The organism is Paenibacillus helianthi (assembly GCF_001909055.1).
GTDB classification, from domain to species: domain Bacteria; phylum Bacillota; class Bacilli; order Paenibacillales; family Paenibacillaceae; genus Paenibacillus_AQ; species Paenibacillus_AQ helianthi.
Genome location: NZ_LVWI01000030.1, coordinates 114193 through 139327, shown reverse-complemented (window position 1 = coordinate 139327; position 25135 = coordinate 114193). Strand labels below are relative to the sequence as shown.

The following is a 25135-nucleotide window of genomic DNA, read 5'->3' as shown; positions in this document are numbered from 1 at the left end:
TTCTTGGGTTACTAAAAAAATTTTTCTGTTGGAATCAATATTAAACAGGATTTTCAGCAGTGATTTGTCATTTAAACCTTCAACATCTGTTAATCTAAAATGTTTATCTCCTAATCTTCCTATAGAATATTCTTTTCTACTAGTAATAACTTTAAAAGATGAAAATCCAAATTTTTGGTGCGATATTTTGGCTTGCGATAATTCAATAATTTCAGCATTTTGAATATCACTCGTAGAATAATCTTCATGAAAAATTATATTACCAGTAAACCACCTAGTATATTCCCCATTAGAGAATCCTAACTTTTTATACCATGAATATGAAGATTGATTCCATTCAAATACATCTAAAGAAATTTGTTTTATGTCTAAACTAGTAGCCAAGCAACGACCATATTTCAATAACTGATATCCTACTCCTTTGTTCCTATACAATGGGGACACATAAAGATTATTTAAGAAGATTACATTTTCAAAAATCCTCCACTCTGAAAACGCAATCAGGGTATTATTATCATAAACACCCATTAGTTTCACACTAGATAGACTGGCTTGAAAATCCAACGTTTTTTCTAAAAAACGAGTATATCCTTTGCATGAGAATACGGTGAGATAAAAAACATCAGGGTTCATCCATTCTTGTGTAAGCATTGGAATTAGCTTAATGTCACTCGTTTTTATTGGAAGAATACTAAACTCGTCCAACTTACGTCTCTCCCTTTTCTAATCTAATTTTTCTTTCCACATCAAAGTTAAGCATTACCGTTCCTGGAGCATCAACTACTCCTTCTTTCTTCAAAACCTTCGCCAAGGTTTTATAAAATATTATTAAATCTAAAAGAAGAGTACGAGTTTCCACATATTTAACATCTAATTCTAATCTATCATCCCACCTCAATCCATTTCGCCCTGATATTTGAGCCAATCCAGTTATCCCGGGCCTTACAGTATGTCTAAGCATTTCTCTTTCAGTATAATAAGGAAAATAACTAACAAGTAATGGTCGGGGTCCAATTATACTCATATCGCCTTTCAATACATTAATTAATTGTGGAAGTTCATCTAAACTTAACTTTCTCAAAAAAATACCCGTCTTAGTCAATCTGACCTCATCTGGTAATAAATCTCCATCACTATTCATATCACTAGTCATTGTCCTAAACTTCAGTAGCTTAAATACTACACCATTTAACCCCGGTCTCTCTTGTCTAAAAACAACAGGGGAACCCAGTTTTACTTTAACAATAAAAAAAACCATTATGAAAATTGGAGACAAAAGAATTATACTTAATAATGCGAAAATAAAATCAATAAACCGCTTCACAAATATATCTCCTCTATTCAAAAATATCCTTACACCATTTCTTTATATATTCTTACATACTCAAAAAAAATATCTTTTGGTTTAAAGTCTTGCAAAACTCTCTTTTTTCCTAATTTACCCATTTCTCGAGCTCGATTAGGATCATTTAAAAGGATTGAGACTTTTTCAGCTAATATATTACTATCTCGGGGTGGCACCAGAAAGCCAGTTTCTCCATCTTTAACAGCATCAACACAGCCGGTTACATATGTAGCTATTACTGGGATACATGCTGCATTAGCCTCTAAAATGACATTTCCAAAACCTTCCCTATACGAAGGTAATATTAATACATTCATTAAAAAGTAGTATGGAAGTGTATCCTCAACAAAACCAACATTATAAATATTTGGATCATTCTCAATAGTCCACTTAGTATCTTCATCAATAGGATCGCCTTCTTCAAAAGTTCCGCATAACAACAAACAAATGTTAGGTCTCTCTATTTTCAATTTATTAAAAGCATTAATAAGTTCATAGATTCCCTTATCTCTTGTGAATCTTCCTACATATCCAATAACCTCATCAGATTCTATTCCGATTTTTTTTTTCAAACAACTTACTTGAGTTTGTAAAACATCAGAAATTTCAAAAGGTTCTACGTCTAGTCCTTTACAACTGCCATTTCTTATGACTATTCCTTTAGATTGTGGTAATAATTTCAAATCAATCAATTTTTGTTTTAAGCTATTGCTTACACAAATAACTTTATGAGAGCAAAAAATTGAAATTTTCTCAGTTAATGAAAGTATAAATCTTTTTATACCTTTTGTTGTCTCTAATCTTAAACCATGACTTGTATATATTCTATTGGGTACTCTACATATAAACGCGGCCATACCTACAAGAAGACCAGCTTTAGGGGTGCCGTAATTTATTATTTCGGGGTTTAGCCTACGTATCAATCTGATTAGTTGCAATAAACTTATCATATCATGGAATAAACTGATTTCTCTTTTCATAGAGATAGGATAAAAGCTAGCCCCTTCAGTATATGCTATTCCTGGTGACGCAATTACTGCTACATCGAAGCCATTCTCAATTAAAGTTGAAATCTTTCCTTTAAAGAACCCCGTACTTTGGGAAACAGTAACCGCCAATACTACCATTGGTTTTCTATCCATTTATTTTCTCCTATCCATCATTGCTTTATTAAATAAATTACCATAAAACCCCCTTCTTTGTTCACTTAAACTACTGGAATTAAACTCCATTGCTTTAAAGTAATTTGTTTCTCCCATAATTTTAAGTTTTTCTTTGTCGTTTATAAGGGTCTCTATTTTAGAAGCTAGTTCCATGTAATCATTAGGTTTTATTAAATTTTCTAATGGAAGCAATTCTGGTATTCCTCCAACATTTGTTGCTATACAAGGGACGCTACGAGCCATTGCCTCCACAAGTGCTCGTGGTAATCCTTCAACCATGGAAGGCATTATAAATAAGTCTGCAGAATCAAGATATTTCCTTACCTCTTCAGCTCCCGAAATCATACCCAAAAAATCCACATAATCTTCTACACCTAATTCTTTAGCAAGGCTCTCAAATTGAGGTCTGCAACGTCCTTCTCCAATCAATTGAAGGTGTACATCTAATCCTTTTTCTACACACACCTTAATAGCCATTAATTGAATATTTTGAGCTTTATAAAGTGTTTCCATACTTCCAACATTTAAAATTCTTAATGAAATATTACTTGTAGAAGGAATTTTTTTTAAATAAGCCTCCTCAGGAAGATTAACATCAGATATTCCACACGTATAAGTCCCCTTCTTAGGTGGATACCTTTTTTGAAGTGTCTCCTTAGTTACATAAGAACTAGTAATAGCTTCTTTACATTGTTTCTTTAAGTTCACTGTTGACATTAATCTGGCTAATGGCCTAGTAAAGCTTTTTACTGTACCTGGTTTAAGCGACTCCCACGGATCTCCACAAACTTCAACCCCAAAAGGAATAGATTTTCTTTTAAGTTCTCTCCAAGCAAGTGTTGATATAGCACCTGCAACTCTAAGAATTGCTACATCACAATTTAAAATAGCAATCTTTATTTCACGCTTAATCTTTGAAAGCTTTTGAATATATTCATAAGGACCTGTATAATTTGGCAATTGATGAAAAAGAACGTTGTCCCCATTCGCTCTTTTCCACTTAATGTTATATTCACTGACATTAGCAACCCTAGCTAATACATGCACTTCCTTAAAAACCTCTAAATATCTTCCCCAAAACTCTTTATCATTTTGCGCTTCTGTCCAAATAGTTCCATCAGGAGTTTTATAAAAATGCGTTTCAACTGCTATCAGGACCCTCATATTTCTTCAGCTCCCTTTATCTAAATTTCTAATTGTGTGCAGTTTTGATTTATTCTTAAAATACAAAGTTGATATTACCCACAATATGAATATTGAATAAAAAGCAGATAGTTCTACTACTAAAAATAAACAAATCACTAAAACCGTTAATGCCTGCACTATTAGATTATTGGTTTTATCCCCTCGTCTTGCAATTTCTGATATCAACAATGGTCCAATTAGAAAACCCAACCAACCAAAATTTGCAATTGATTCTTCTAACCAACTTGTTGTTAACCCCCACCCCAAGGGTTCCTTGGGTAAGTTAAAAACTTCATCGGTAAAATAGACAGCATAAGGATAAGGTTTTTCCAACCAAATTTTGCGTGGAACAAAAATAGTTAAGTAGAATAGAATACTCTCTCCTCTATACTCCAAAATTTTACTTTCTTTCGGATGTAACTCAGAGTATATTGTCATTTTAGTTGCAACATCCCTGCCATAATCTATTCTAAAATTTTCGAACTTCATCTTATTAGTTAGTTGAGATTCATTATCCCTGAGAGCATTTTGGTAAAGGCTTGAATATCCCAACAAAAACAAAAGGGCAACGCTTCCAAATATAACTAATTTTTTTCCTTTAAGTATCTCTTTCTTCCACAAAACATAAAACAAGAGTAAAATTGCCATTGCAACAATATTTCTTTTCCCATGTAACCAGATAGATATTAATGCAAATGGAACATAAATGAGCAACGAGGTGAAATTCCGTTTTTTCAGTAACATTAATGCAGCAATTGAAATTACACTTAGAAAACAAGTTAAATTTATATAGGAATGAAACTTTAAGGCATCTATATTACTTTCATGTATAATTACTCCATAATGTAGATACATTTTGGGATATGGTGAGAATATAAGAATGATTATTGGACTAAAAACCAAAACATTCAATATTATCTTTGCTATATTTAAATAATTCCCTTGTATATTAAATTCAGTCCTATTATTTAAGACTTTTGTTCTTCCAAAACACCACCAAACCAAAGGTACAATACTTATATAAACAGCATATATTAAGCTAGTAAACTCATCCCTAGTAACTCTATAATAACTCGGATAAAAATTATAATCCGGGGTACCAACCAGAGTATCTAGTAATAATGGTATCCCAAAAAAAACATAAAATATAATAAAGGCAAACAGTATAGAATGTCTAAAACCTTTAATAACCTGTTTCAAACAAATAAACAAACAAAATGTTAACCATGCAAAAACAGAAACATTCAAGATACTAATCATATATTTCTACCATTCTCCTAGTTATTTGTTTTATTTCATATCCCGATTTAGTTATGGCATCAAACAATTCTTCTGTTCTATATTTTCTCACGTCCATATATTCAAGTATTTCTGAAACCCATTTATTTTCGTTCTCAAATAAACCAACAAATTTCATTAGTCCAATATTTATATCAGCTTCAGATGGAACAGTATTCGAGCAAACACAAGGAGTGCCAGCAGCCTGAGCTTCAATTAATACATTTCCCAAGCCTTCAAATAATGAAGGAAACAGAAAGACATTGAATGAGTTCATCAATCTTGGAATATCTTCACGTATTCCTAAAAAATGTACATTTCCCAATAATTCAAGATTTTCAGATAATTCATATATTTCCTGTTTTAAATCTCCATCGCCTACTAAAAGCAAATGTGCATTTGGAACTTTTTTTATAAGTTCTTTAAATATGCGGATCAGCCATCTATGATTTTTTTGTTCACTAAATCTCCCAACATGTCCTACTAAAAAAGCATCTTCTGGAATATTGAGTTCGTTCCTTATATTAGATTTTTCTTTATCAAGTTCTTTAAATAAATTAAAGTCCAACCCATTTCTAATTACTTCTACATTATATTTTCCCCAACATTTCTTGCCAAACAAAGACTCACAGGCATCCTTTGAACAGCCTAAGAGATGGGTGGAATTTTTTTTTATTAAAGTTTCTAATGTCATTCTATAAGCATTCCGCAAAATCGAATCCTTTTGAGCATCATTCGTATTATGACTATGAGCAATACGTACTTCTATTTTCACTTTTTTTGCTACTTTAAGTACAACTCCACTAAAATGATGAACATGACTATGAATTGCAACAAAAGAACCATAATTTATTAAATGGTTTTTTAGAACTCTTTTATATTTAAGTATTCCTACTTTCTTAGGTTCTGGTAGATGAATGATACGCCCACCTAATTTTTCTATCTCGTTATCATAGTCACCACGAGAATTAGTATGAACTCCAAAGTCAAATTGAACTTTTGTTTTATCCAATTCTCTATAAAGATTCATTATTAATGTTTCCGCCCCCCCCCTATTCATTGCACCAAAAATATGTAAAACACGTCGTGGTTTAATCAAATTTTCACTAATCATTTATATTCTCCTCTTTGAACTCTTTATAATAAAGAACATAACAATCACGTTGCCTAGTAATTGTACAAAAGAAGTAAGAGTTATTGCATATGCAATCCCTGTCAATCCCCAGTTCATTGAAAAGACATAGCAACTTACTATACTTGTAATCACAACCCCCAAAGAAATTATAGGCTGTATTTTAAAGTGTCTCGCAGAAGTAATCCCATATCCTAAAAAAGAACTAATAAATTCAAAGGAAGAAGCAAGCATTATTATTATGAAAACATTAGAATAATTAGCATAATCCGAACTATAAATAATGGTTAAGATTTTCTTTCCGAATAGAGACACAATTGATAAGCCTGTCACACCTATAATTACACCTAAAAAAATCAATTTTCGCATTAGTCTTCTGAATTCATCATATTTGGATAGAGAAAAATAAGATGCTAACTTTGGTGTAGAGGATTGCCCTAAAGCATTAACGATAGTTGAACCTGCAACCATTATGTATGAGATCGCAGAAAAATAGCCTAAAGCACTTATACCTGAGGTTTTCTCTATAAAATATCTTGGAATATTAGTATTTAATGAGATCAACATCATAACTACGCCTAAAGGAAAACTTAATTTAAGTAAAGATTTCAAATCCACCCAACTAAACTTAGGTCTAAAATGTGTATATTTTCTTAATATTGGGATTTCATAAAAAGCTAGGACTAATAACCAAGATGAAATGAGTCCAATGATAACACCATAAATACTTCCGAAAATAAAAAAAGATATACATATAAAGAATATCGAAAGAATGCTTTTTAATATTAGTGCTGTTGATATTTGATCCATACGCTCTTCTTTTTGAATCTGCCCATATATCACATCACCTATAGACTCAATATATTTCGATATACTTATTAAAAGAATTACCATTGATGTCTGTGTATCATAATCCCCAAAGCCAATAATACCAACTATTATAAACATCGCCAAAGTAGATGTAAGAATACGCATACCTAGGTAATGTGAAAATGAAAAACTCGCCTTAGGATCAGTCGCTTGTATTGAGCGTAGTTGTAGATTTAGTAACATATATATTGGTGCAGTCAGTGCTAATCCAAGGGTATACTGTCCTACCATATGACCACTACCCATTTTTGCTAAAAGCACTATGATAAACCACTGACAGACTGAGTAAATAATATTCCCTGAAAAGGTCCACACAAAATTTTTCGATAGACTTTTCTGATTGGATATTTTTGTTTGCTCACTTACCATTTTCATCCCCACACGTTTCACCATTTTTATATTTCAACTAAATAATTATCAAACAAAGTATGATTATGAAACTAATATTTAGTCACTCTTTCTCTAAATATTAGTCTTATAGTAAAAAAGCGCTATAGAGTAAATACTCAAAAACAAATTCTATTCAAAATCCGTTTTCTGTTACGTAGAGATATTCATTGAAATATAAACACTAAATCCCTCTTAACCAACGACGTCTCCCTTAAGTAACTGGGTCCTCAAGCAATTATTTCATTAATTTATGTTCTAATACATGATTTAGTAATAGTGCAGAAAGTTAATCTAGTAAAATGCTAACATTCAATTTCATTCTATACTGGGCCGAATAGATAGTTTTTGAAATATAAAACATTCTATCACTTAGTTACAAGTACCTATTCACAGAGTCTCCTCTAGTAAAAATACAAGAGTGAGTCCCACGATATTTTCAAAGGACTTCTTGTTGAATCCAAAATTATGCCAAACTCTTTACTGGAAAACTTGTTTTTAACAAAAGACAAAAAGAAAAGGCAGATTATCAACCCGCCAAACCTTCTGCCAAACTTTTCCCTGCTTGCAGTTGTGCCTCAAATGCTGCTCTATACTGACTGATAATATCAGTGCTATAGCCATTAGCCTTTAGTTGTTGTTCAGCTTCTGCAACTATACTATTAAAACTAGCTGTAAAAGAGGACAATTGAGCAAGCCCTTTTGCCTTAATACTTGCTCTTGAAGCTTCATCTTTTGCAGATACATACTCCATTGCAATACTCACTAAAGTTGATTCACTTTGAGACTTCAGTGCAGTTAATTTTGCTTCAGTAGCACTTGTAATACTCTCGTACGACACTTTACCTGTTTCATCTGAACTACCGGCTTGGGATGGTTTCGTTGAAGCCGTTGGTTTTGGCTCTACGTTACCTCCAGAAGTACTCTTTTGTTCTTGGTAAGCCTTCGAAATTGCTGTAATTGTTTTAGCCTTCTGATCCCATGTTATGACGTTGCCTACGGATTCAGATAGGAAACGAAGTGGAACATATAACGCTCCATTTAGAATGTAACTAGATTGACCTGCAGGAAGGTTCTTAGCAGAACCATTAAAGGAGAAGCTTGTTTTTAAAGGTTGTAGAATTGCACTCTTCAATGATGTGTTTTGGCTAGTCCCTGCATTCATTAGATACTCTTTAATCACTACCAATTCAGTACTCGTTGGTTCAACTACTGTTACTTTGAGATTTTTCGCATCCCAGCTCACACTCTTTTGAAGTGCATAAGACATGAATCGTAAGGGTACATAGGTAGTATTGTTATGCATGAATACTAACTGCCCTGATGGTGGGGTCATGCTAACGCCGTCAAACACCATCTGTACATTCATGTTCTGTACTTTGATTGAACCCGTCTGAGCAGCAGGTACTGTCACAGCTGCGGCGGCGGCAGATAATGGCGCAGATGCCGTTAATGGAGCTGCTCCAATCAGCATTAGCAGTAGTAACGCTGTTGCGGGTATTCTTACTTTGGCCATTACTGTTCACTCCCTTGTTGTAAAGCCTCTTCTTCTTCAATAACCTGATCCTTGGTTTTGCCTTCACTCACACCATACTTCTTCGCTATTTGGGACAGCTCATTGTATTGTTCATCTGAAACTTTACCAAGAATAATACTGCGAGCTTCACGTTTCTCTTCAATGGTTAAGCCACCCGATGCAAGTTCCTGCAATCGTTTGATATCAGCTACACTAAGTTGGCCTAATACAATAGATGCTACATCTGCCTTTTCTTTCACCGTTACATTTTCTTGTATGTGTTTAGCTTTATCCGTAGAAACCTGAGCCGAGTATCCATCCAGATTCTTATCTTTAGCAGGAGGTACTGTACTGGTTGGCTTAGTCGTTGGTGAAGCAATAGATTGAGTTGACTTTGGAGTAGCTTGCTCACTTGGACTAGTGGAAGCTTCTTCTGTAGCTGCCGGTTTGGCACTCTCCGAGACAACACCTGGTGTAGGTTCAGCAGTTGCGGTCTCTAATGGAGCACTATCAGTACTTACAGGTGTTGAAGTTGGATCGGCAATTGCGACTTGATCAGTAACTGGAGCAGTATCATCAGACTCCAAGTCCAATCCTCCAGCCATTGAACTCATCAGTCTATCTACTGCATAATTAGCAGCGAATAATCCTCCAACCGCTAATACTATAACTACCGACAGAGACCATACCAGTATTTTCTTCCATCTCTTGTTGAACATAGTAATCCTCCGTATCGTATTTGTTAGCTGATCGCGGCTTGAGCAACAGGCTGCATCGGAACAATCTGATTGATCACTTCACGGATCGCACTTGGCTCCTCAGTCAAGACACGCTCCAAACGTTTGAATTCCAGTTCCAGTTGATTCTGACTAATCACATTAGGTTTACCAATGAAAATACGGTCATGCTGGGTAGAGCCCAGATTTTCTTCGTCCGTCAGCAGTTCTTCGTATAATTTCTCCCCTTCTCTTATACCAGAGAAGGTTATATCGATATCCGTATAAGGTTCATAACCGGACAATGTAATTAAGTCTTCTGCCAATGTCAGAATCTTAACAGGCGCACCCATATCTAACACGAATACTTCGCCGCCCTTAGCAAATGATCCAGATTGAATGACCAACTGGACTGCCTCTGGAATCGTCATGAAATAACGTACCATCTCTGGATGCGTAACTGTAACCGGACCACCAGCAGCTATCTGCTTCTTGAACGCCGGGATTACACTACCCCGGCTGCCCAATACATTCCCGAATCGAACAGCTGAAAATTTAGTCTGGCTCGTGGTGTTCAAGCTCTGTACATACATCTCCGCAATTCGCTTAGTTGCTCCCATAACACTCGTTGGGTTAACGGCCTTATCTGAAGATATCATCACGAACCGTTCTGCTCCGAATCGATCCGCACAATCCGCTACATTCCGGGTACCGAATACGTTATTCTTGATGGCTTCAGATGGATTACGCTCCATCAAGGGAACGTGCTTATGTGCTGCTGCATGAAAGACTACATGCGGTCTGTAGCTGCGGAATACGTCCATCATCCGGTTTCGGTCCTGAACATCTGCGATTACCGTAATAATCTCCAGCTCGGGAAAGCTCTGACGCAGCTCCATCTCAATCGTATAAATGCTATTCTCACCATGTCCTAGCAGCAATAGCTTGTCTGGAGCAAATGGAGATACTTGCCGGCACAGCTCGGAGCCGATCGAACCTCCTGCACCGGTAACCATAACCGTCTTCTTATGTACGTAACCGAGGATGCCGTTCAGATCAGCTATGATCGGTTCCCGTCCAAGCAAATCTTCTACACTGACATCCCTTAGTTTCTTAACGGATATCTTACCAGCGATCAGATCGTTCAGTGCCGGAATAATCTTCAGTTTGGCTCCAGTTGTCTTAGCCAGATTAATAATATCCGAGATTTCCGTTCTGGACACGGACGGCATAGCAATGATAATCTCATGAATATCTTTCTCTTTGACAAGCCGGGGAATGTTATATCTGTTGCCTAATACGGGCAGGCCCAGGATCGACATATGGTATTTGTTCTGATTGTCATCAATGAACCCAATTAACTTAGTCTGAGCAAAAGAAGGCCCCATCATTTCCTTGGCAATCAGCATCCCGCAATCTCCGGCACCTACGATAAGGGCGTGTGTCTCAGTATCTTTGGAATTAATCCGTTCATACCGGAAGAATCTCCACAGAAAGCGGATCCCGCCTACCAACACCAAGATGGTTTCCATGGTCCGGATACCCACCCCAAAAGGAACACGTGCAGGAAGAATTAACAACGCGATAGCATAAGAGATTACCGCACCTACCACAATAGCCTTTAGTATGGATACTATTTCTCCGATACTGGCATATTGCCACATCCGTCGATATAGACCGAAATAGACCAAGCTAGCACCTATAGCAATGGTCGAGATCAGCCCGAACTGGAGCATTTGTACCATATACTCATGAGGAATGCCGTCATAGAACCTGAACATATACGATGTTGTGATACTGAACCAGATGATCACCAGATCGATGAGGAATAACATGAATACCCTGGATTTCGCTGTCATTTTTAGTGCCTCCAAAAATAACATATTTCTTCATACTTGAAAGTCAATTCCCGTAGTAATAGTAATAATATCCTTCACTGGCTTTGCGCTTGACATTATTGAGTACAACACCGAGCATCTTCGCACCCACACGATCAAGGTTCGCCTTAGCCTTAGCAGCAATCTCCCGCTTCACCTTGCCATAGCTAACCACCATAATGACTCCGTCACTCTTGGAGGCAACAATTTGCGCATCCGTAACAGCCAAGAGCGGCGGAGTATCAAACAAAATCATATCATAGCGTTGACGCAGTTCCTCCAGTACAGCACTCATCCGGTTAGAGGACATCATTTCTGCCGGATTAGGGGGAATTGGACCCGATGTCATAATGAAGAGGTTAGCCACACCTGACTCCTGGACAACTTCTTCCAGATCAGCTTGCTGTGATAGTAATGAAGACAATCCAAAACGATTGCTTAACGAAAAGGTCTTATGAGCTGTCGGTTTACGCATATCCCCATCGATTAACAGTACCTTCTTATCTGCTTGGGCATAGGCAGCTGCAAGGTTAGCCGTGACTGTAGATTTCCCCTCTTCAGGGCCGGAGGAGGTAACCATAATAATCTGAATCTGCTTATCCACCGATGAGAAGTCAATATTTGTACGCAGTGCCCGGAAGGCTTCAGATACAGGTGAACGCGGATTCGTCACGGTAATCAGATGGCGTTGTTTACTTGGCTGCTGTGACATGTTCGAGTTCCCCTGCCTTTCTGTTCAGCGTCTGAGCTTGAGATTCAGTTGCTTTGGTTTCTTCTTGTCCAAGTCTGGTAATCATCGCAATCGTTGGCAGACCCAGATACTTCTCAATATCTTCTTCAGTCTTCAAGGTATCATCCATATATTCCAGCAGGAAGGCGATACCCAGACCAATCATTAAAGAAACGATAAATGCAATGGCCAGGTTCATTACCACATTAGGTTCTACAGGTCCCGGAGCTACCGGAGGATCAACCTTGGCTTCGTTCAGTATGGATACGTTCTGAACATTGAACAGTGATGGAATCTCCTGCTTGAACACAAGTGAAATGGCATTCACAATTTCCGCGGCCCTCTGGTACGAATTATCTCGAACGACAAGTGTCATTACCTGCGTATTATTGACGGAACTAACGTTAACCTTATTTAGTAAATCTTCCGATGTAACATTGAATTGCGGGTAGCTCTTGGCTACGATATCTAATATGGCCGGCGTCTTAATAATTTCCTTGTACGTGTTAATCAACTGAATATTAGTGTTGATCTGATTCAAATCAAGTTGCCCTACTGTAGACTGCGTTGGAGTCTGATTGACGATAATTTTGGTTGATGCTTCATATACCGGATTCTTGATATACAAGCTGTATACTCCGGCAAGAATACAAACAACAACCACGATACTTACAATCATCCATAGTCTCTTCCTGACAATCTGGAAATAATCGCGAAGATCCAATTCTTGTGCTGACAAGTGAAATTCCCTCCAAGCTGATTCTGTAATATTCCATCCTATACACAATGAACTTGTGAATCCAGTACGCGTTCAACACTAAAGTTAACCTAAAAGATGTAGGCGTACTTAGTCTCTTATTCGCAAGTTCAGTGTATATAAGCTAAAAAAGTGCCCCCTCTCACCTATACGAGAGGAGGCTCTCCACTTGCTTATTGTTGATTCTTACTTGAAGTTAATTGTACGATAGATGATTACAGCTGCTTCTGCGCGGGTAGCTGTGTTATTCGGGTTGAACTTACCAGCATTTCCGATTACCAGGTTGTGGCTGGCTGCAAAAGCTACTCCGTCTTTCAGGGAAGCTGCGATCTTCGCTGCATCCGAGAATTTAGTCAGAGACGAAGCATCTCCTGCAGTAGCTGCAGAGTTAACCGACTTAACTGCACGGGCAATCATAGTTGCCATTTCAGCACGGGTAATTGTAGCATTCGGATCGAACTGGGAAGCACTACGGCCAGTTACGATACCCTTCTCAGCAGCAACCGCTACATAAGGAGCGTACCAAGCTGTGGAAGCTACATCGTTGAAGCTTTCAGTTGCTGTGCTGTTCTCCAGGTTCAGAGCACGAATCAGCATCTTCGAGAATTCAGCGCGGGTAACGTTGCTCTTCGGAGCGAACTTGCTGGCGCCAACACCTTCAATTGCGCCTTTAGCAGCTACAACTTGAATTTGTCTTCCAGCCCATGCTTGTACACTTGCAATGTCACTGAAGTTCACTTTGTTCTCCAGTACTGCATAAGAAGAGAAGGTATCACGTGGTTCAACGATGAATTCACCGTCAACTACGCCACCTTGGAATTGAAGTTCTTTGTAAACGATCTTGGTTACGGACAGCAATTCCTTGTCGAGGGAAGCCGCATTAGCCAAAGGAAGCTTAATAGTCAAAGGCTGTTTGAAAGTTGTTGTCTTCACGCCACCAACAGTCAGATCGAAAGTGTAGACTTTCGAAGCCAATTTCAAGCTTGTCAATGAAGTTACAGTAGTGTCAGCTTCATTCGTAACCGTCAATGTTACTGCATCGCTGAACTGGGATACCGGAATCGTAACAGTCAAGCCATTGAAGGTTACTGCAATGTTAGCGATGCCTTTTGCCTTAGCCGCTTCAATGATAGCTTTGGACAGTGGAGCTTCTACAACCTTAGCATTCACTGTACCAAGGTTCAAAGTGAGTGTAAGGCCAGTCTTTCCAGTGTTCGCAGCAAGCAGTGCGTCGAAAGCTTTGATCACATCGGCGTCAACCAATTTCAATGTTGCTTTGTCGCCCACAACACTTACCAAACCAGAAACGTCATACACACCCGGAGTAGTTGTCGGATTAGTGATTACGCCACCTCCAGTACCTCCGCCGCCAGTGCTTCCACCGCCAGTAGTCAATGGATAAGCACTCAGGTAAGCCAGAGCAAGGGCTTTTGCTGCAGGTCTAGCAGATTTGATCTCTGTATTCACATTGTCAAAAGTTTGCACGAGGTCATCCGCAGTGATGCCCAGGTTATATACCGCACCACTAACTGTCAATGCACCCGTGCCAATTCTGTGTTCAAGAACCTTGTATACAGCATCCTTAACCAGAGTTTTCTGTGAAGCAGGATTTTTGTAGATGTTAATCAGATCTGTAGTCGACTTGCCGTTCAGCAATGTGCGAAGTTCTCCTTCCACGCCGTTAGAAGCGAAGAAAAAATCAAGAATGTCGTCGAAGCTCAGCTCTGTTACTCCAGCTGCAGTGGCAATTTTGTTGAACAAGTCAACGTTATCCTTGTCGGAACGAATATTCTTCAGTACGTCGGTATTATTCGCATACACATCGTAAACTACGCTGGAAACGCTTTGGAACAGTTTTAAGGAAGTTGCTTTTTCAGCAGGGCTCAGTTGAACCTTAAGTTGAATCTTACCCAAAACCGGAGCAAAGATGCTTTCAAACTTATCTTGTTTAAGGCCTGCTACTTCATTCTTATAGTTTTGCAAATAAGTCACATCTGTTGCGCTCAACTGTGCGTAGATTTTCTGAATCTTCGCCTTCACATCGGTATGACTAGTTGCTGCTGCTGCGGTTCCTACAAACCCGAGTTGTTTTGCCAAACCCTCGCTGCTAAAAGGGAAACCTGCAAAAGATGCTGCTGCCATGCTAACTGCTAATGATGATACTGCTAGTTTCTTCTTCAAAGTCACTTTTCATCCACCTCTTTGTATGTAGTTATAATTCTAGTACTACTGCTACTGCTAGTGTAGATAGAGTAGCAACCCTAAGTCTACACTATTCTGATAAAAAATAACAATAACCCAGTAATCCCCATTCTACCATTAATCTCTAGCAAGGTCACCCTTTACGAGAAAAAAATCCGAACAATTTATGAAGTTTGGTGTAAGACTGGGTATATTCTGCTCGAATAATCTCCTCATTGTCGATAATTCTTTGCGAATTTTGACGAAAAAAGTCGGATGATGTTTTTCCCAGTTCTTTGGATAAAACCTCGTAGGCCTCGCTCAGGCCAAAAGGGCGGTGCCGGTTGTCATGTGCGTCAGAGGCGATCATATGTACAGCATTCTTCCGGCACAAGTCCAGCGACAGCTTCTGCAGCTTGCTTCCGAAGGTTCCCGCCAGACTCTGGGCAGTCAACTGCCCCAATGTACCGATCTCTATTAATCTGATTAGTCTGGAAGGATCGGCGGCAACCTCGGCATTGCGCTCTGGATGGGCAATGACAGGTACGAAGCCTTGAATAATCAGCTCATGACAAGTCTCCTCCATCGTGCGAGGTACGCGCGAAGAAGGCATTTCCAGCAAAATATACCGCGAGCCCGCCAGTGTCAGGAGTTCCCCACTCTCCAGATCATTCAGCAGTTCACTATAAAGGCGGATCTCTTGACCAGGAAGGACCTGCAGCTGATAACCGGCCTGCCGGAGTTTCTCATTCAGTTGTGCAACAGCTTGTCCTATACCTGGAGCCGGATTCAAGTACACCCCGTTGGCATGATGAGGCGTGGCAACAACAGTGGTAATCCCATCCTTCTCAGCGTCCTGTGCCATGGCAAGAGCAGACTCCCAATCGGCAGCACCGTCGTCCATAAAGGGTAGAATGTGGCTATGGATATCTATCATATGTTTTTTATCGGCCCCTCTTGTTCATATAGTTAGAGATTGCTCAAAAAAATACAACCATTCCACTAGGAAATGATTGCTAGTTCCTGACACTCAATTGTCATCTACGCTTCCCATTCAAACAGCTTTCGGGTGACATGTGCAAGTCTTTGATCTATCTCGTGAATCTCTTCATCCCTATATAATCGATTGCGTTGATCCAGCAAACTATCAATCGTCACACGCAGGCTCTCAATCTCCCGCTCAATCGCATCAGACTTGTAGAGACGCATCATCTCCACCAGGGAGTGCTTGTGCTGATAGACCAGCTTGCTGCCCAGTGGGGTAACTTCAGAGATTCTGCGTACTGAACCATTCTCATACACATAGACCATGGTGAAGCCCTGATATATTCGATTTACTGTTCCGCTCCCTTTGTAAGTAACGAACAGCTTGCGGATTGCGTTGTTCAGATGCGGGTTCACAATGGTACAGGACAGGGCACATACATAGATGCTGCCTCTTTGCTGAAAAGATAAATGAACCTCCTCGCCCCCCGCTTCCTCCAGGACGATCTCCTGTTCTCCGCCGCCTAGAATTTTCACCCGGTGGCTGATGAAGCAGGTATCGGCAGTAAGCAGAAATTGTTTCATCTGAAATTCCGTCATTTGCAAAGTCGCCTTCACATATTCTGTAGCCAATCTCTGAGCCATGACCATCCCTCAATTCTGTGTAACAGCCTTTAGCATGATTATACAATGAAGAGCCGTGGGTTTCTCATCAGGAGGAACAGGATATACGCCGATATTTCATCTTATAGCGGGAGATAAGGATAAGAGCTTCACATTACATATGTATTCCTCACTATTCTGTGAGTAATACGCGCTGATCCTATAGATTACGCATCACGCAGCTGACCTTTAGGCTTCGGAGGGTTCTTCCGGTTGTGGTTCATTTCCACCATCTTCAATCTCCGGGTCAGCTAACGGCCCCTCTTCAGAGACCTGATTATAGCGATCTATAAGCTCCCACAGTTCATCCTTGCCAAGTCCAATCTCTGAAGAAAAGGAAATAAAATTGTCCCCCGGCAGCACACCAAGCTCCTGCTTCATGATCTTGATATGCTTGGGCCAGCGGGTCTTGGGAATCTTGTCTGCTTTGGTTGCTACTACGCATAGCGGCAGGTCATAATGCTTCAGCCAGTCGAACATCATCTTGTCATTGCCGGTAGGCGGATGACGGAGATCCACAATGAGCAGAACAAGCTTCAGCGTATCACGCTCAGCCATATATTTCTCTACCATTTTGCCCCATGAGGCGCGTTGCGTCTTGGAGACCTTCGCATAACCATAGCCAGGAAAATCGACAAAATACATGCTCTCATTCACACGGTAATAGTTCATATGCTGCGTCTTGCCCGGTGTAGAGCTGGTGCGGGCCAGATTCTTGCGGTTAATCATACGGTTGATAAGGGAAGACTTCCCGACGTTGGAGCGCCCTGCCAGAGCAATCTCCGGCAAGGCGTCAACAGGGTATTGATCAGGGCCTACGGCGCTGATGATAAATTCGGCATTGTTAACTTTCATAGGACTTCCTTTCTAATGCACACTACTCGGCGCTTCACTGCTAATTTCGTTGTGGTGCTCGACAAGCGCATGCTTCAGCACTTGATCCATATGGGAGACCGGCACGAACTCCACATCACTGCGGACGCTCTCAGGGATATCTTTCAGGTCGCGTTCGTTGTCCTTCGGCAGAAGGATTTTTTTGTAACCGGCACGGTGGGCGGCTAGCGACTTCTCCTTCAATCCGCCAATCGGCAGAACCCGTCCGCGCAGCGTAATCTCGCCTGTCATCGCCACATCCTTGGAGACATAACGTTTCGTGAGTGCGGAGATGAGGGCTGTAGCAATGGTAATCCCTGCAGACGGGCCATCTTTGGGAATGGCGCCTTCGGGAATATGAATGTGAATATCGTTCTTCTCGTGAAAATCGGGCGCCAGTCCCAGCTCCTCGGCCTTGGAACGTGTGTAGCTGAAGGCGGCCTGTGCCGACTCCTTCATCACATCGCCCAGCTGTCCGGTCAGGGTCAGCTTGCCGGTCCCCTGAACTACTGTGACTTCGATCAGTAGCGTATCGCCGCCAACCTCCGTCCATGCCAGTCCGGTAACCGTACCGATCTGATCTTCCAGCTCCGCCATTCCGTAGCGGTACTTCGAGGCACCCAGATAATCCTTGATCTCTGCCGGAAGAATGCTAACCTGCTCCTTCTCACCGGATACAATCTGCTTCGCGGCCTTGCGGCACAGCGCGGCAATTTGCTGTTCCAGATTACGAACCCCGGATTCACGGGTGTATTCGCGGACAATCTTCAGCAAGGTATCGTCTTCAATAGACAGCTGCGCATCCTCCAGACCGTGGTTCTCACGCTGCTTCGGCAGCAGGTAGCGGCTGGCAATCTGCAGCTTTTCCAGTTCTGTATACCCGGGAATGTATAACATCTCCATACGGTCCAGCAGCGGACGTGGAATGTTATGCACGGTATTGGCTGTCGTTACGAACATGACATTCGACAGGTCAAACGGCAATTCGACAAAATGATCGCTGAACGTATTGTTCTGTTCCGGATCCAGTACTTCAAGCAGGGCTGCCGACGGATCGCCGCGGAAATCCGCCGCCATTTTATCGATCTCATCCAGCAGGAATACAGGATTGATGCTGCCAGCAGTCTTCATCCCTTGAATGATCCGGCCCGGCATAGCCCCGACATAAGTACGTCTATGACCGCGGATCTCGGCTTCGTCACGCACGCCGCCGAGAGAGATGCGAACGAACTTGCGGTTCAGCGAACGGGCGATGGAACGCGCGAGCGAGGTTTTACCGACGCCCGGAGGACCTACCAGACAGAGAATTGGACCCTTCAGCTTCTTGACCAGCTTCTGAACGGCCAAATACTCCAGCACACGCTCTTTCGGCTTCTCCAGACCATAATGGTCCGCATCCAGCACCTGTTCCGCCTTCAGGATATCCAGATCATCTTCCGTTGACTCGCTCCACGGCAGACTCAGCAGCATATCGACATAATTGCGGATCACTCCGCCTTCAGCCGAGCTTGCCGGCATTTTCTCGAGTCGGTCGATCTCCTTCTCAATCTTTTCCTGCACGCGTTCGGGCAGCTGCTTCTCTTCCATCTGACTGCGTAATTCTTCGGCTTCGCCTGCCCGGCCTTCTTTGTCCCCAAGCTCCTTCTGGATCGCCTTCATCTGCTCGCGGAGATAATATTCCTTCTGGGTCTTCTCCATCTGCTTCTTCACCCGCTGGTTGATCTTGCGTTCCAGCTCCAGCACTTCACGCTCATTATTGAGGATATCGAGCAGCTTCTCCAGACGTTTGCTAACATCGATCGTCTCCAGGATCTCCTGCTTATCCTTTATCTTCAGCGCCAAGTGGCTCGTAATGACATCCGCAAGCCGGCCAGGTTCTTCGATATCGGAGACAGCAGCCAGTGTTTCAGGTGTGACTTTTTTGGAGAGAGTGATGTAATGCTCGAACTGGTTCAGCACGGTGCGCATCAAGGCATCACTCTGCTGATCCACATCCTCTTCCTCTGGAAGCACGCGGGCCATGACCTCGTAATACTCCTCATTATCCGTATAATGAATAATCTCAGCGCGCTCCACACCCTCCACAAGCACACGGATCGTTCCGTTAGGAAGCTTCAGCATTTGCCGCACATTAGCGACTGTACCCACCCGAAAAATATCTTCTTGTCCCGGCTCCTCTATATTCACTTCCGACTGCGAGCAGAGGAGAATCAGGTTATCTTCAACCATAGCTTTTTCCAGCGCCCGAACTGACTTCTCGCGTCCCACATCCAAGTGAAGAACCATGCTGGGATATACAAGAAGACCTCTAAGCGGCAATAAAGGAAAACGACGACCTTTGGATTTGCTTTGTATCATCGCTTTCGCACCTCCCATGGTTCTCAAGTAGTGTCATATGTTTCATTCTAACAAAAGCGGCATCAAAACACCAACAGGACGCATACCGCTGCAGCTTCCAGTCCAACCGTTCCGCGCCGTCAGACCTGATTTATTATTCGCTACTTCTACCCTGAATATGTCTTCTCTGCTCTCATGCAAAAAACAGGCCTCTGACACACATCGTTATGTGTGAAAAAGGCCTGCTGGTATATCCCCACGGTCCCGCTGAAGAGGAAAGAACTGCAGGCTTCCCCTCGCATAGAGAATCAGCCCTTCGCACTGTCACCACTGGCATCTGCTTTTAACATTGACGGCGACGCAGAGAAGGTCTCCCCGGATACGGCCGACAGGCGTACATCCGCCGTTTCAGCCCCAAACAAGTGACGAAAAACCTCTTCAACCGTCTCCATTGGAATTACCCGCAGTGGTGCAAGGTCGGCAAACAGCGACTGCCAGTTCTCTTTTGGAATCAATACAGTAGTGGCTCCCGCCTGAAAGGCTGCTTCAACCTTGGCAATCACTCCGCCTACCGGCTTGACCCGCCCATGAATGCCAATCTCTCCGGTAATAGCTACTGTATTGTCCACTGGCAGGTGCCGGATCGCAGAAACTATAGCCACAGCCATTGCCACCCCGGCAGAAGGGCCGTCAATCGGTGTTCCCCCTGGGAAGTTAACATGAATATCATAACGGTCAGGCTCCAGATTCATCGTCCGGAGAACCGTCAGCACATTATCCACGGAGCCCTTAGCCATGCTTTTACGCCGGATGGTCCGTGATCCACCACGGGTCTCTTCTTCGTCTACTACTCCAGTCACGTTAATTCTGCCTTGCCCGTTCTTGGCCGGTTCTGCCGAGACCTCAATCTCCAGCAGTGTCCCCATGCCCGGCCCGTATACCGCAAGTCCATTGACCAGCCCAATCTGAGGCGAGGATGGAATCTTTCTTTCGGTTCGCATAGGCAGCTGACTGCTGCTGGCCACCCATTCCACTTCTGCCGCACTCAGGGTATCCCGCCCTTCCGTTAACGCAAGTCCTGCGGCCAGTTGGATCATGTTCACCGCCTCACGTCCATTAGTGGCATATTGCTGCACCACCTCAATGGCTTCGGGACTTGGCTTCAGCCCGATCTTCTGGATCGCATCCCGTCCGATGACGGCAATCTCCTCCGGCAGCAGCGGCCGGAAATAGATCTCCATGCAGCGGGAACGCAGCGCTGGTGAAATTTCATCCGGTGAGCGCGTGGTGGCACCGACCAGCCGGAAATCGGCCGGCAGGCCATTTTGAAAAATATCATGGATATACGCAGGAGTATTGCTGTCCTCGGAATTGTAATAAGCACTCTCCAGCAGCACCTTGCGGTCCTCCAGTACCTTAAGCAGCTTGTTCATCTGAATCGGATGCAGCTCGCCGATCTCATCCAGGAACAGAATCCCGCCATGCGCCTTGGTAACTGCCCCTGGCTTGGGCTGCGGCACACCGGCTACCCCCATAGCCCCGGCCCCTTGATAAATCGGGTCGTGCACCGAGCCAATAAGCGGATCGGCAATCCCACGTTCATCAAAACGGGCGGTAGTGGCATCAATCTCCGTAAATTTCGCATCACTTTTGAAGGGGGAGAGCACATTTTTCTTTGCTTCCTCCATTACTACACGTGCAGCAGCAGTTTTGCCGACGCCTGGGGGCCCATAAATAATGACATGCTGCGGGTTGGCACTGCACAAAGCTGCCTTCAGTGCACGCAGTCCGTCCTTTTGTCCGACAATATCTCCAATGCTGGCCGGGCGTGTCTTCTCCGATAGAGGCTTGGTGAGGGAGATCATCCGCATTTTCCGCAGCTTGTCGAGCTCCTTGCGCGATTCGCGGTCCACCGCCGTTTTATTGGTCTTCTGTCCCCGCAGCAGATTCCAAAAATAAACGCCGATGACCAGCGCGAAAAAGAGCTGCACAATCATCAGCAATATACTTAATTCCATAGGTCATCCTCCTGTTCGCTACAGTCTACCTGTCCTGTATTTGGCTACTACTAGGTAGTATAGCCTTTTCGGTCATTCGTAAACGCCCATAAAGGGATTTATGAAAGAATAACGAAACTGCGCTGGTCCGATAGGTAGGATGTATCTTTCTAATGGACAAGAGCATGATGATTTGGCTTGGCTGCGGTAGGGGACAATCTGATTTTTAAAGTTTTGAGCTATGCGGATTCGGCTATGTACATCTCCTGGTGATTTAGAGAGAAATCTGCTCTATAATTTGACGGATTCTCCCGCACTGGAGTGAATAGAGGGAATTATCTTTTTAGCCCCCTAATCCATTTGGACACTTTTAACCACTTCAGATACACTAAAAGAAGTGGAGGAAGTATCCATGAAAAGATGGTTTCGGTGCCCCGTACAAATCAAGAAGTAGTTTGTGGTGGAGGTGCTCTCGGGGTATCTTCATAGTCCATATTGTTCCTCCTACTCAAATAAAAACGTCCCCTCCCACCACCGGATGATCCGGGGCATGAGGGGACGTTCTTCGTCACCAGATTTGTATGCAATTCACAAATGGATGGAATGAATAATAAGTTCCGAATCGATCACTGTTCTGAGTAGCCCACTTGCACAGTTGGAGCCAGTCCTGCATGCTTACGGCCCGGAATTTCACCGGTTTCTTCAAAATGAACGACAATGGCGTCGATTTCCTTCTTGAGCTCCGATACCAGATCTGCTTCAGGAACCTTACGAATCATCTGTCCGTAGCGGAACAGCAGACCTTCTCCACGCGCACCCGCAATCCCGATGTCCGCTTCACGAGCTTCACCCGGGCCGTTAACCGCACAGCCTAGCACAGACACCTTGATCGGTACCTTGAGCTTGGAGATATACTCCTCCACTTCATTGGCGATGGAAAAGAGGTCAATGTCCAGCCGTCCGCAGGTCGGGCAGGAAATCAGTGTAGGAGCGTTGGAGATCAGACCGAAGGTCTTGAGCAGTTCACGGGCTACCTTCACTTCTTCAACCGGATCGGCACTGAGCGAGATCCGCACGGTACTGCCGATACCCATTGAGAGCAGCGCACCGATACCCGCCGAGCTCTTCACGGTACCGGCAAACAATGTGCCCGACTCTGTAATCCCAAGATGCAGCGGGTACGGAATGACTTCCGCTGCTTTGCGGTAAGCTTCAATCGCCATAGGCACATCGGAGGCTTTGAGTGATACGATGATATCATGGAAATCGAGTTCTTCCAGGATTCCAATATGATACAGGGCACTCTCCACCATTGCATCAGGAGTCGGATAGCCGTATTTCTCCAGGAGATGACTCTCCAGAGAACCGGCATTGACACCGATACGGATCGGAATACCCTTATCCTTACAGGCTTTAACTACAGCTTCGACCTTGTCGCGCCGGCCAATGTTCCCCGGATTGATGCGAACCTTGTCTATGCCGTTCTCTATCGCAAGCAGGGCTAGCTTATAGTTAAAATGAATATCCGCTACCAGCGGGATGTGAATCCGTTGCTTAATCTCCTTGATTGCCGCCGCAGCTTCTTCATTGTTGACCGTCACGCGCACAAGCTGACAGCCCGCTTCCTCCAGCCGAAGAATCTCGGCCACAGTTGCTTCAACATCAGCTGTTTTGGTTGTACACATGCTTTGAATAGCAACCTCATTGTTTCCCCCAATAATTACCCCGCCAACATTGACGGGACGGGTCTGGTGTCTCAAGAACATGGTTTTCTCCCCCATAACGATCAAAGCTCCACCCTCCCCGCGCCATACAGGCGGTTGTAAGGTGGAGACAATGACTTGTATTGTAAATCACTTGTATGGAAAAGGAAGACGCTTAGGCGCTTTCCTCTTTTTTCTTATCTTTCTTCAAGCTCAGCTCAGGCAGTGACTTCTCCTGTACAACCTGCTCTGTAATGACACAGTCCTTGATGTCATCACGTGAAGGAACCTCGTACATTACATCAAGCATAATGCTCTCAATAATGGCGCGCAGTCCACGGGCTCCCGTGTTGCGTTTGATGGCTTCCTTGGCGATAGCTTCCAGAGCGAGCGGCTCAAACTTGAGTGCTACATTGTCCATCTCCAGGAGCTTGATATACTGCTTGGTGAGAGCATTCTTCGGTTCAGACAGAATACGAACCAATGTGTTCTCGTCAAGCGGTTCCAAAGTCGAGATAACCGGCAAACGGCCGACAAACTCAGGAATCAGACCGAACTTAAGCAAATCTTCCGGCAATACCATAGACAGATATTCGCCCGTCTTCAGATCTTTCTGACCTTCAACTGCTGCGTTGAAGCCGATGACTTTTTTGCCGATACGGCGTTTGATCATTTGTTCCAGGCCGTCAAAAGCACCGCCCACGATGAACAGAATGTTCGTGGTATCGATCTGGATAAATTCCTGATGCGGATGCTTGCGTCCGCCTTGCGGAGGAACAGAAGCTACAGTACCTTCAAGAATCTTCAGCAAAGCCTGCTGTACACCTTCACCGGAAACGTCACGGGTAATGGACGGATTCTCGGATTTACGTGCTACTTTATCAATTTCATCAATATAGATAATGCCTCGTTCCGCTTTTTCCACATCATAATCGGCAGCCTGAATCAGCTTGAGCAGGATATTCTCGACATCCTCACCGACATACCCCGCTTCCGTGAGGGAAGTGGCATCTGCGATAGCAAAAGGAACGTTAATAATCTTAGCCATAGTCTGCGCCAAAAGTGTCTTACCGGAGCCTGTTGGACCAAGAAGCAGAATATTGCTCTTCGTCAGTTCAACATCTTCGATCTTGCTCTGGCTGTTGACACGCTTGTAGTGATTATACACGGCAACGGAGAGAGATTTCTTCGCTTGCTCCTGGCCAATAACGTATTGATCAAGAATGTCGCGGATTTCCTTCGGTTTTGGAATATCCTTCAGATCCAGCTCTTCCTCATGACCGAGCTCCTCTTCCACGATTTCCGTGCACAGCTCGATGCATTCGTCACATATATAAACGCCCGGTCCAGCTACAAGCTTGCGAACCTGCTCTTGAGATTTGCCGCAAAAAGAACATTTCAATTGCCCTTTTTCATCATTAAATTTAAACATCTAAACACC

20 protein-coding genes are annotated in these 25135 nt (G+C 42.9%); all 20 read right to left on the bottom strand.

Annotated elements, in window-relative coordinates:
- Window positions 1-705 (bottom strand): GNAT family N-acetyltransferase (locus tag A3844_RS07930; protein ID WP_143192038.1); only part of this gene is annotated, 705 nt, incomplete at its 3' end.
- A gap of 1 nt (window position 706) precedes the next feature.
- A complete protein-coding gene (locus A3844_RS07925) occupies window positions 707-1324 on the bottom strand; it encodes a sugar transferase (protein ID WP_279629252.1) in 618 nt (205 codons plus the stop codon).
- Between the two features lie 29 nt (window positions 1325-1353).
- The gene (locus A3844_RS07920) at window positions 1354-2487 is read right to left on the bottom strand and encodes a glycosyltransferase family 4 protein (RefSeq protein WP_074107095.1); all 1134 of its coding nucleotides are present in this window, start codon (window positions 2485-2487) and stop codon (window positions 1354-1356) included.
- The gene (locus tag A3844_RS07915; RefSeq protein WP_074107094.1) at window positions 2488-3672 is read right to left on the bottom strand and encodes a glycosyltransferase; all 1185 of its coding nucleotides are present in this window, start codon (window positions 3670-3672) and stop codon (window positions 2488-2490) included. It abuts the gene before it with no gap.
- Between the two features lie 6 nt (window positions 3673-3678).
- Entirely contained in the window at window positions 3679-4953 is a 1275-nt protein-coding gene (locus tag A3844_RS07910; RefSeq protein ID WP_074107093.1) for an O-antigen polymerase, read from the bottom strand.
- Window positions 4946-6085: a glycosyltransferase family 1 protein gene (locus tag A3844_RS07905; RefSeq protein ID WP_083606755.1), complete on the bottom strand. Its 1140-nt coding sequence runs from the start codon at window positions 6083-6085 to the stop codon at window positions 4946-4948. Before A3844_RS07905 ends, A3844_RS07910 begins: the two co-directional genes overlap by 8 nt.
- On the bottom strand, window positions 6086-7348 hold the full coding sequence (locus A3844_RS07900; RefSeq protein WP_167374646.1) for an oligosaccharide flippase family protein: 1263 nt from the start codon (window positions 7346-7348) through the stop codon (window positions 6086-6088). It lies immediately after the preceding gene.
- 541 nt (window positions 7349-7889) lie between these two features.
- Window positions 7890-8876, bottom strand: coding sequence for a copper amine oxidase N-terminal domain-containing protein (locus tag A3844_RS07895; RefSeq protein ID WP_074107092.1), 987 nt, complete (start codon window positions 8874-8876; stop codon window positions 7890-7892).
- Window positions 8876-9595, bottom strand: a complete 720-nt coding sequence (locus A3844_RS07890; protein ID WP_074107091.1) for a hypothetical protein — start codon at window positions 9593-9595, stop codon at window positions 8876-8878. Before A3844_RS07890 ends, A3844_RS07895 begins: the two co-directional genes overlap by 1 nt.
- Before the next feature lie 23 nt (window positions 9596-9618).
- The gene (locus tag A3844_RS07885; RefSeq protein WP_074107090.1) at window positions 9619-11451 is read right to left on the bottom strand and encodes a polysaccharide biosynthesis protein; all 1833 of its coding nucleotides are present in this window, start codon (window positions 11449-11451) and stop codon (window positions 9619-9621) included.
- A 43-nt stretch (window positions 11452-11494) separates the two neighbouring features.
- Window positions 11495-12181, bottom strand: a complete 687-nt coding sequence (locus A3844_RS07880) for a CpsD/CapB family tyrosine-protein kinase (protein WP_074107089.1) — start codon at window positions 12179-12181, stop codon at window positions 11495-11497.
- Complete coding sequence (locus A3844_RS07875) at window positions 12162-12938, bottom strand: YveK family protein (RefSeq protein WP_074107088.1); 777 nt, start codon at window positions 12936-12938, stop codon at window positions 12162-12164. Before A3844_RS07875 ends, A3844_RS07880 begins: the two co-directional genes overlap by 20 nt.
- A gap of 204 nt (window positions 12939-13142) precedes the next feature.
- Complete coding sequence (locus A3844_RS07870; protein WP_167374645.1) at window positions 13143-15053, bottom strand: S-layer homology domain-containing protein; 1911 nt, start codon at window positions 15051-15053, stop codon at window positions 13143-13145.
- 238 nt (window positions 15054-15291) lie between these two features.
- Window positions 15292-16074, bottom strand: a complete 783-nt coding sequence (locus A3844_RS07865; RefSeq protein WP_074107086.1) for a tyrosine-protein phosphatase — start codon at window positions 16072-16074, stop codon at window positions 15292-15294.
- Between the two features lie 104 nt (window positions 16075-16178).
- Window positions 16179-16766 (bottom strand): non-ribosomal peptide synthetase module, encoded by a 588-nt coding sequence (locus tag A3844_RS07860; protein WP_074084204.1) that lies wholly within the window; start codon window positions 16764-16766, stop codon window positions 16179-16181.
- Window positions 16767-16973: 207 nt separating this feature from the next.
- Window positions 16974-17639, bottom strand: a complete 666-nt coding sequence (gene yihA / locus A3844_RS07855; protein ID WP_074084203.1) for a ribosome biogenesis GTP-binding protein YihA/YsxC — start codon at window positions 17637-17639, stop codon at window positions 16974-16976.
- Between the two features lie 12 nt (window positions 17640-17651).
- Window positions 17652-20015, bottom strand: a complete 2364-nt coding sequence (gene lon, locus A3844_RS07850; protein ID WP_074100633.1) for an endopeptidase La — start codon at window positions 20013-20015, stop codon at window positions 17652-17654.
- Between the two features lie 287 nt (window positions 20016-20302).
- Window positions 20303-22012, bottom strand: a complete 1710-nt coding sequence (gene lonB / locus A3844_RS07845; protein ID WP_074107085.1) for an ATP-dependent protease LonB — start codon at window positions 22010-22012, stop codon at window positions 20303-20305.
- Between the two features lie 605 nt (window positions 22013-22617).
- Window positions 22618-23757 carry a flavodoxin-dependent (E)-4-hydroxy-3-methylbut-2-enyl-diphosphate synthase gene (gene ispG, locus A3844_RS07840; protein WP_074084236.1) on the bottom strand — a complete coding sequence of 380 codons (1140 nt, stop codon included), beginning with the start codon at window positions 23755-23757 and terminating at the stop codon, window positions 22618-22620.
- A gap of 112 nt (window positions 23758-23869) precedes the next feature.
- A complete protein-coding gene (gene clpX, locus A3844_RS07835; protein ID WP_020430248.1) occupies window positions 23870-25126 on the bottom strand; it encodes an ATP-dependent protease ATP-binding subunit ClpX in 1257 nt (418 codons plus the stop codon).
- Window positions 25127-25135: the final 9 nt, after the last annotated feature.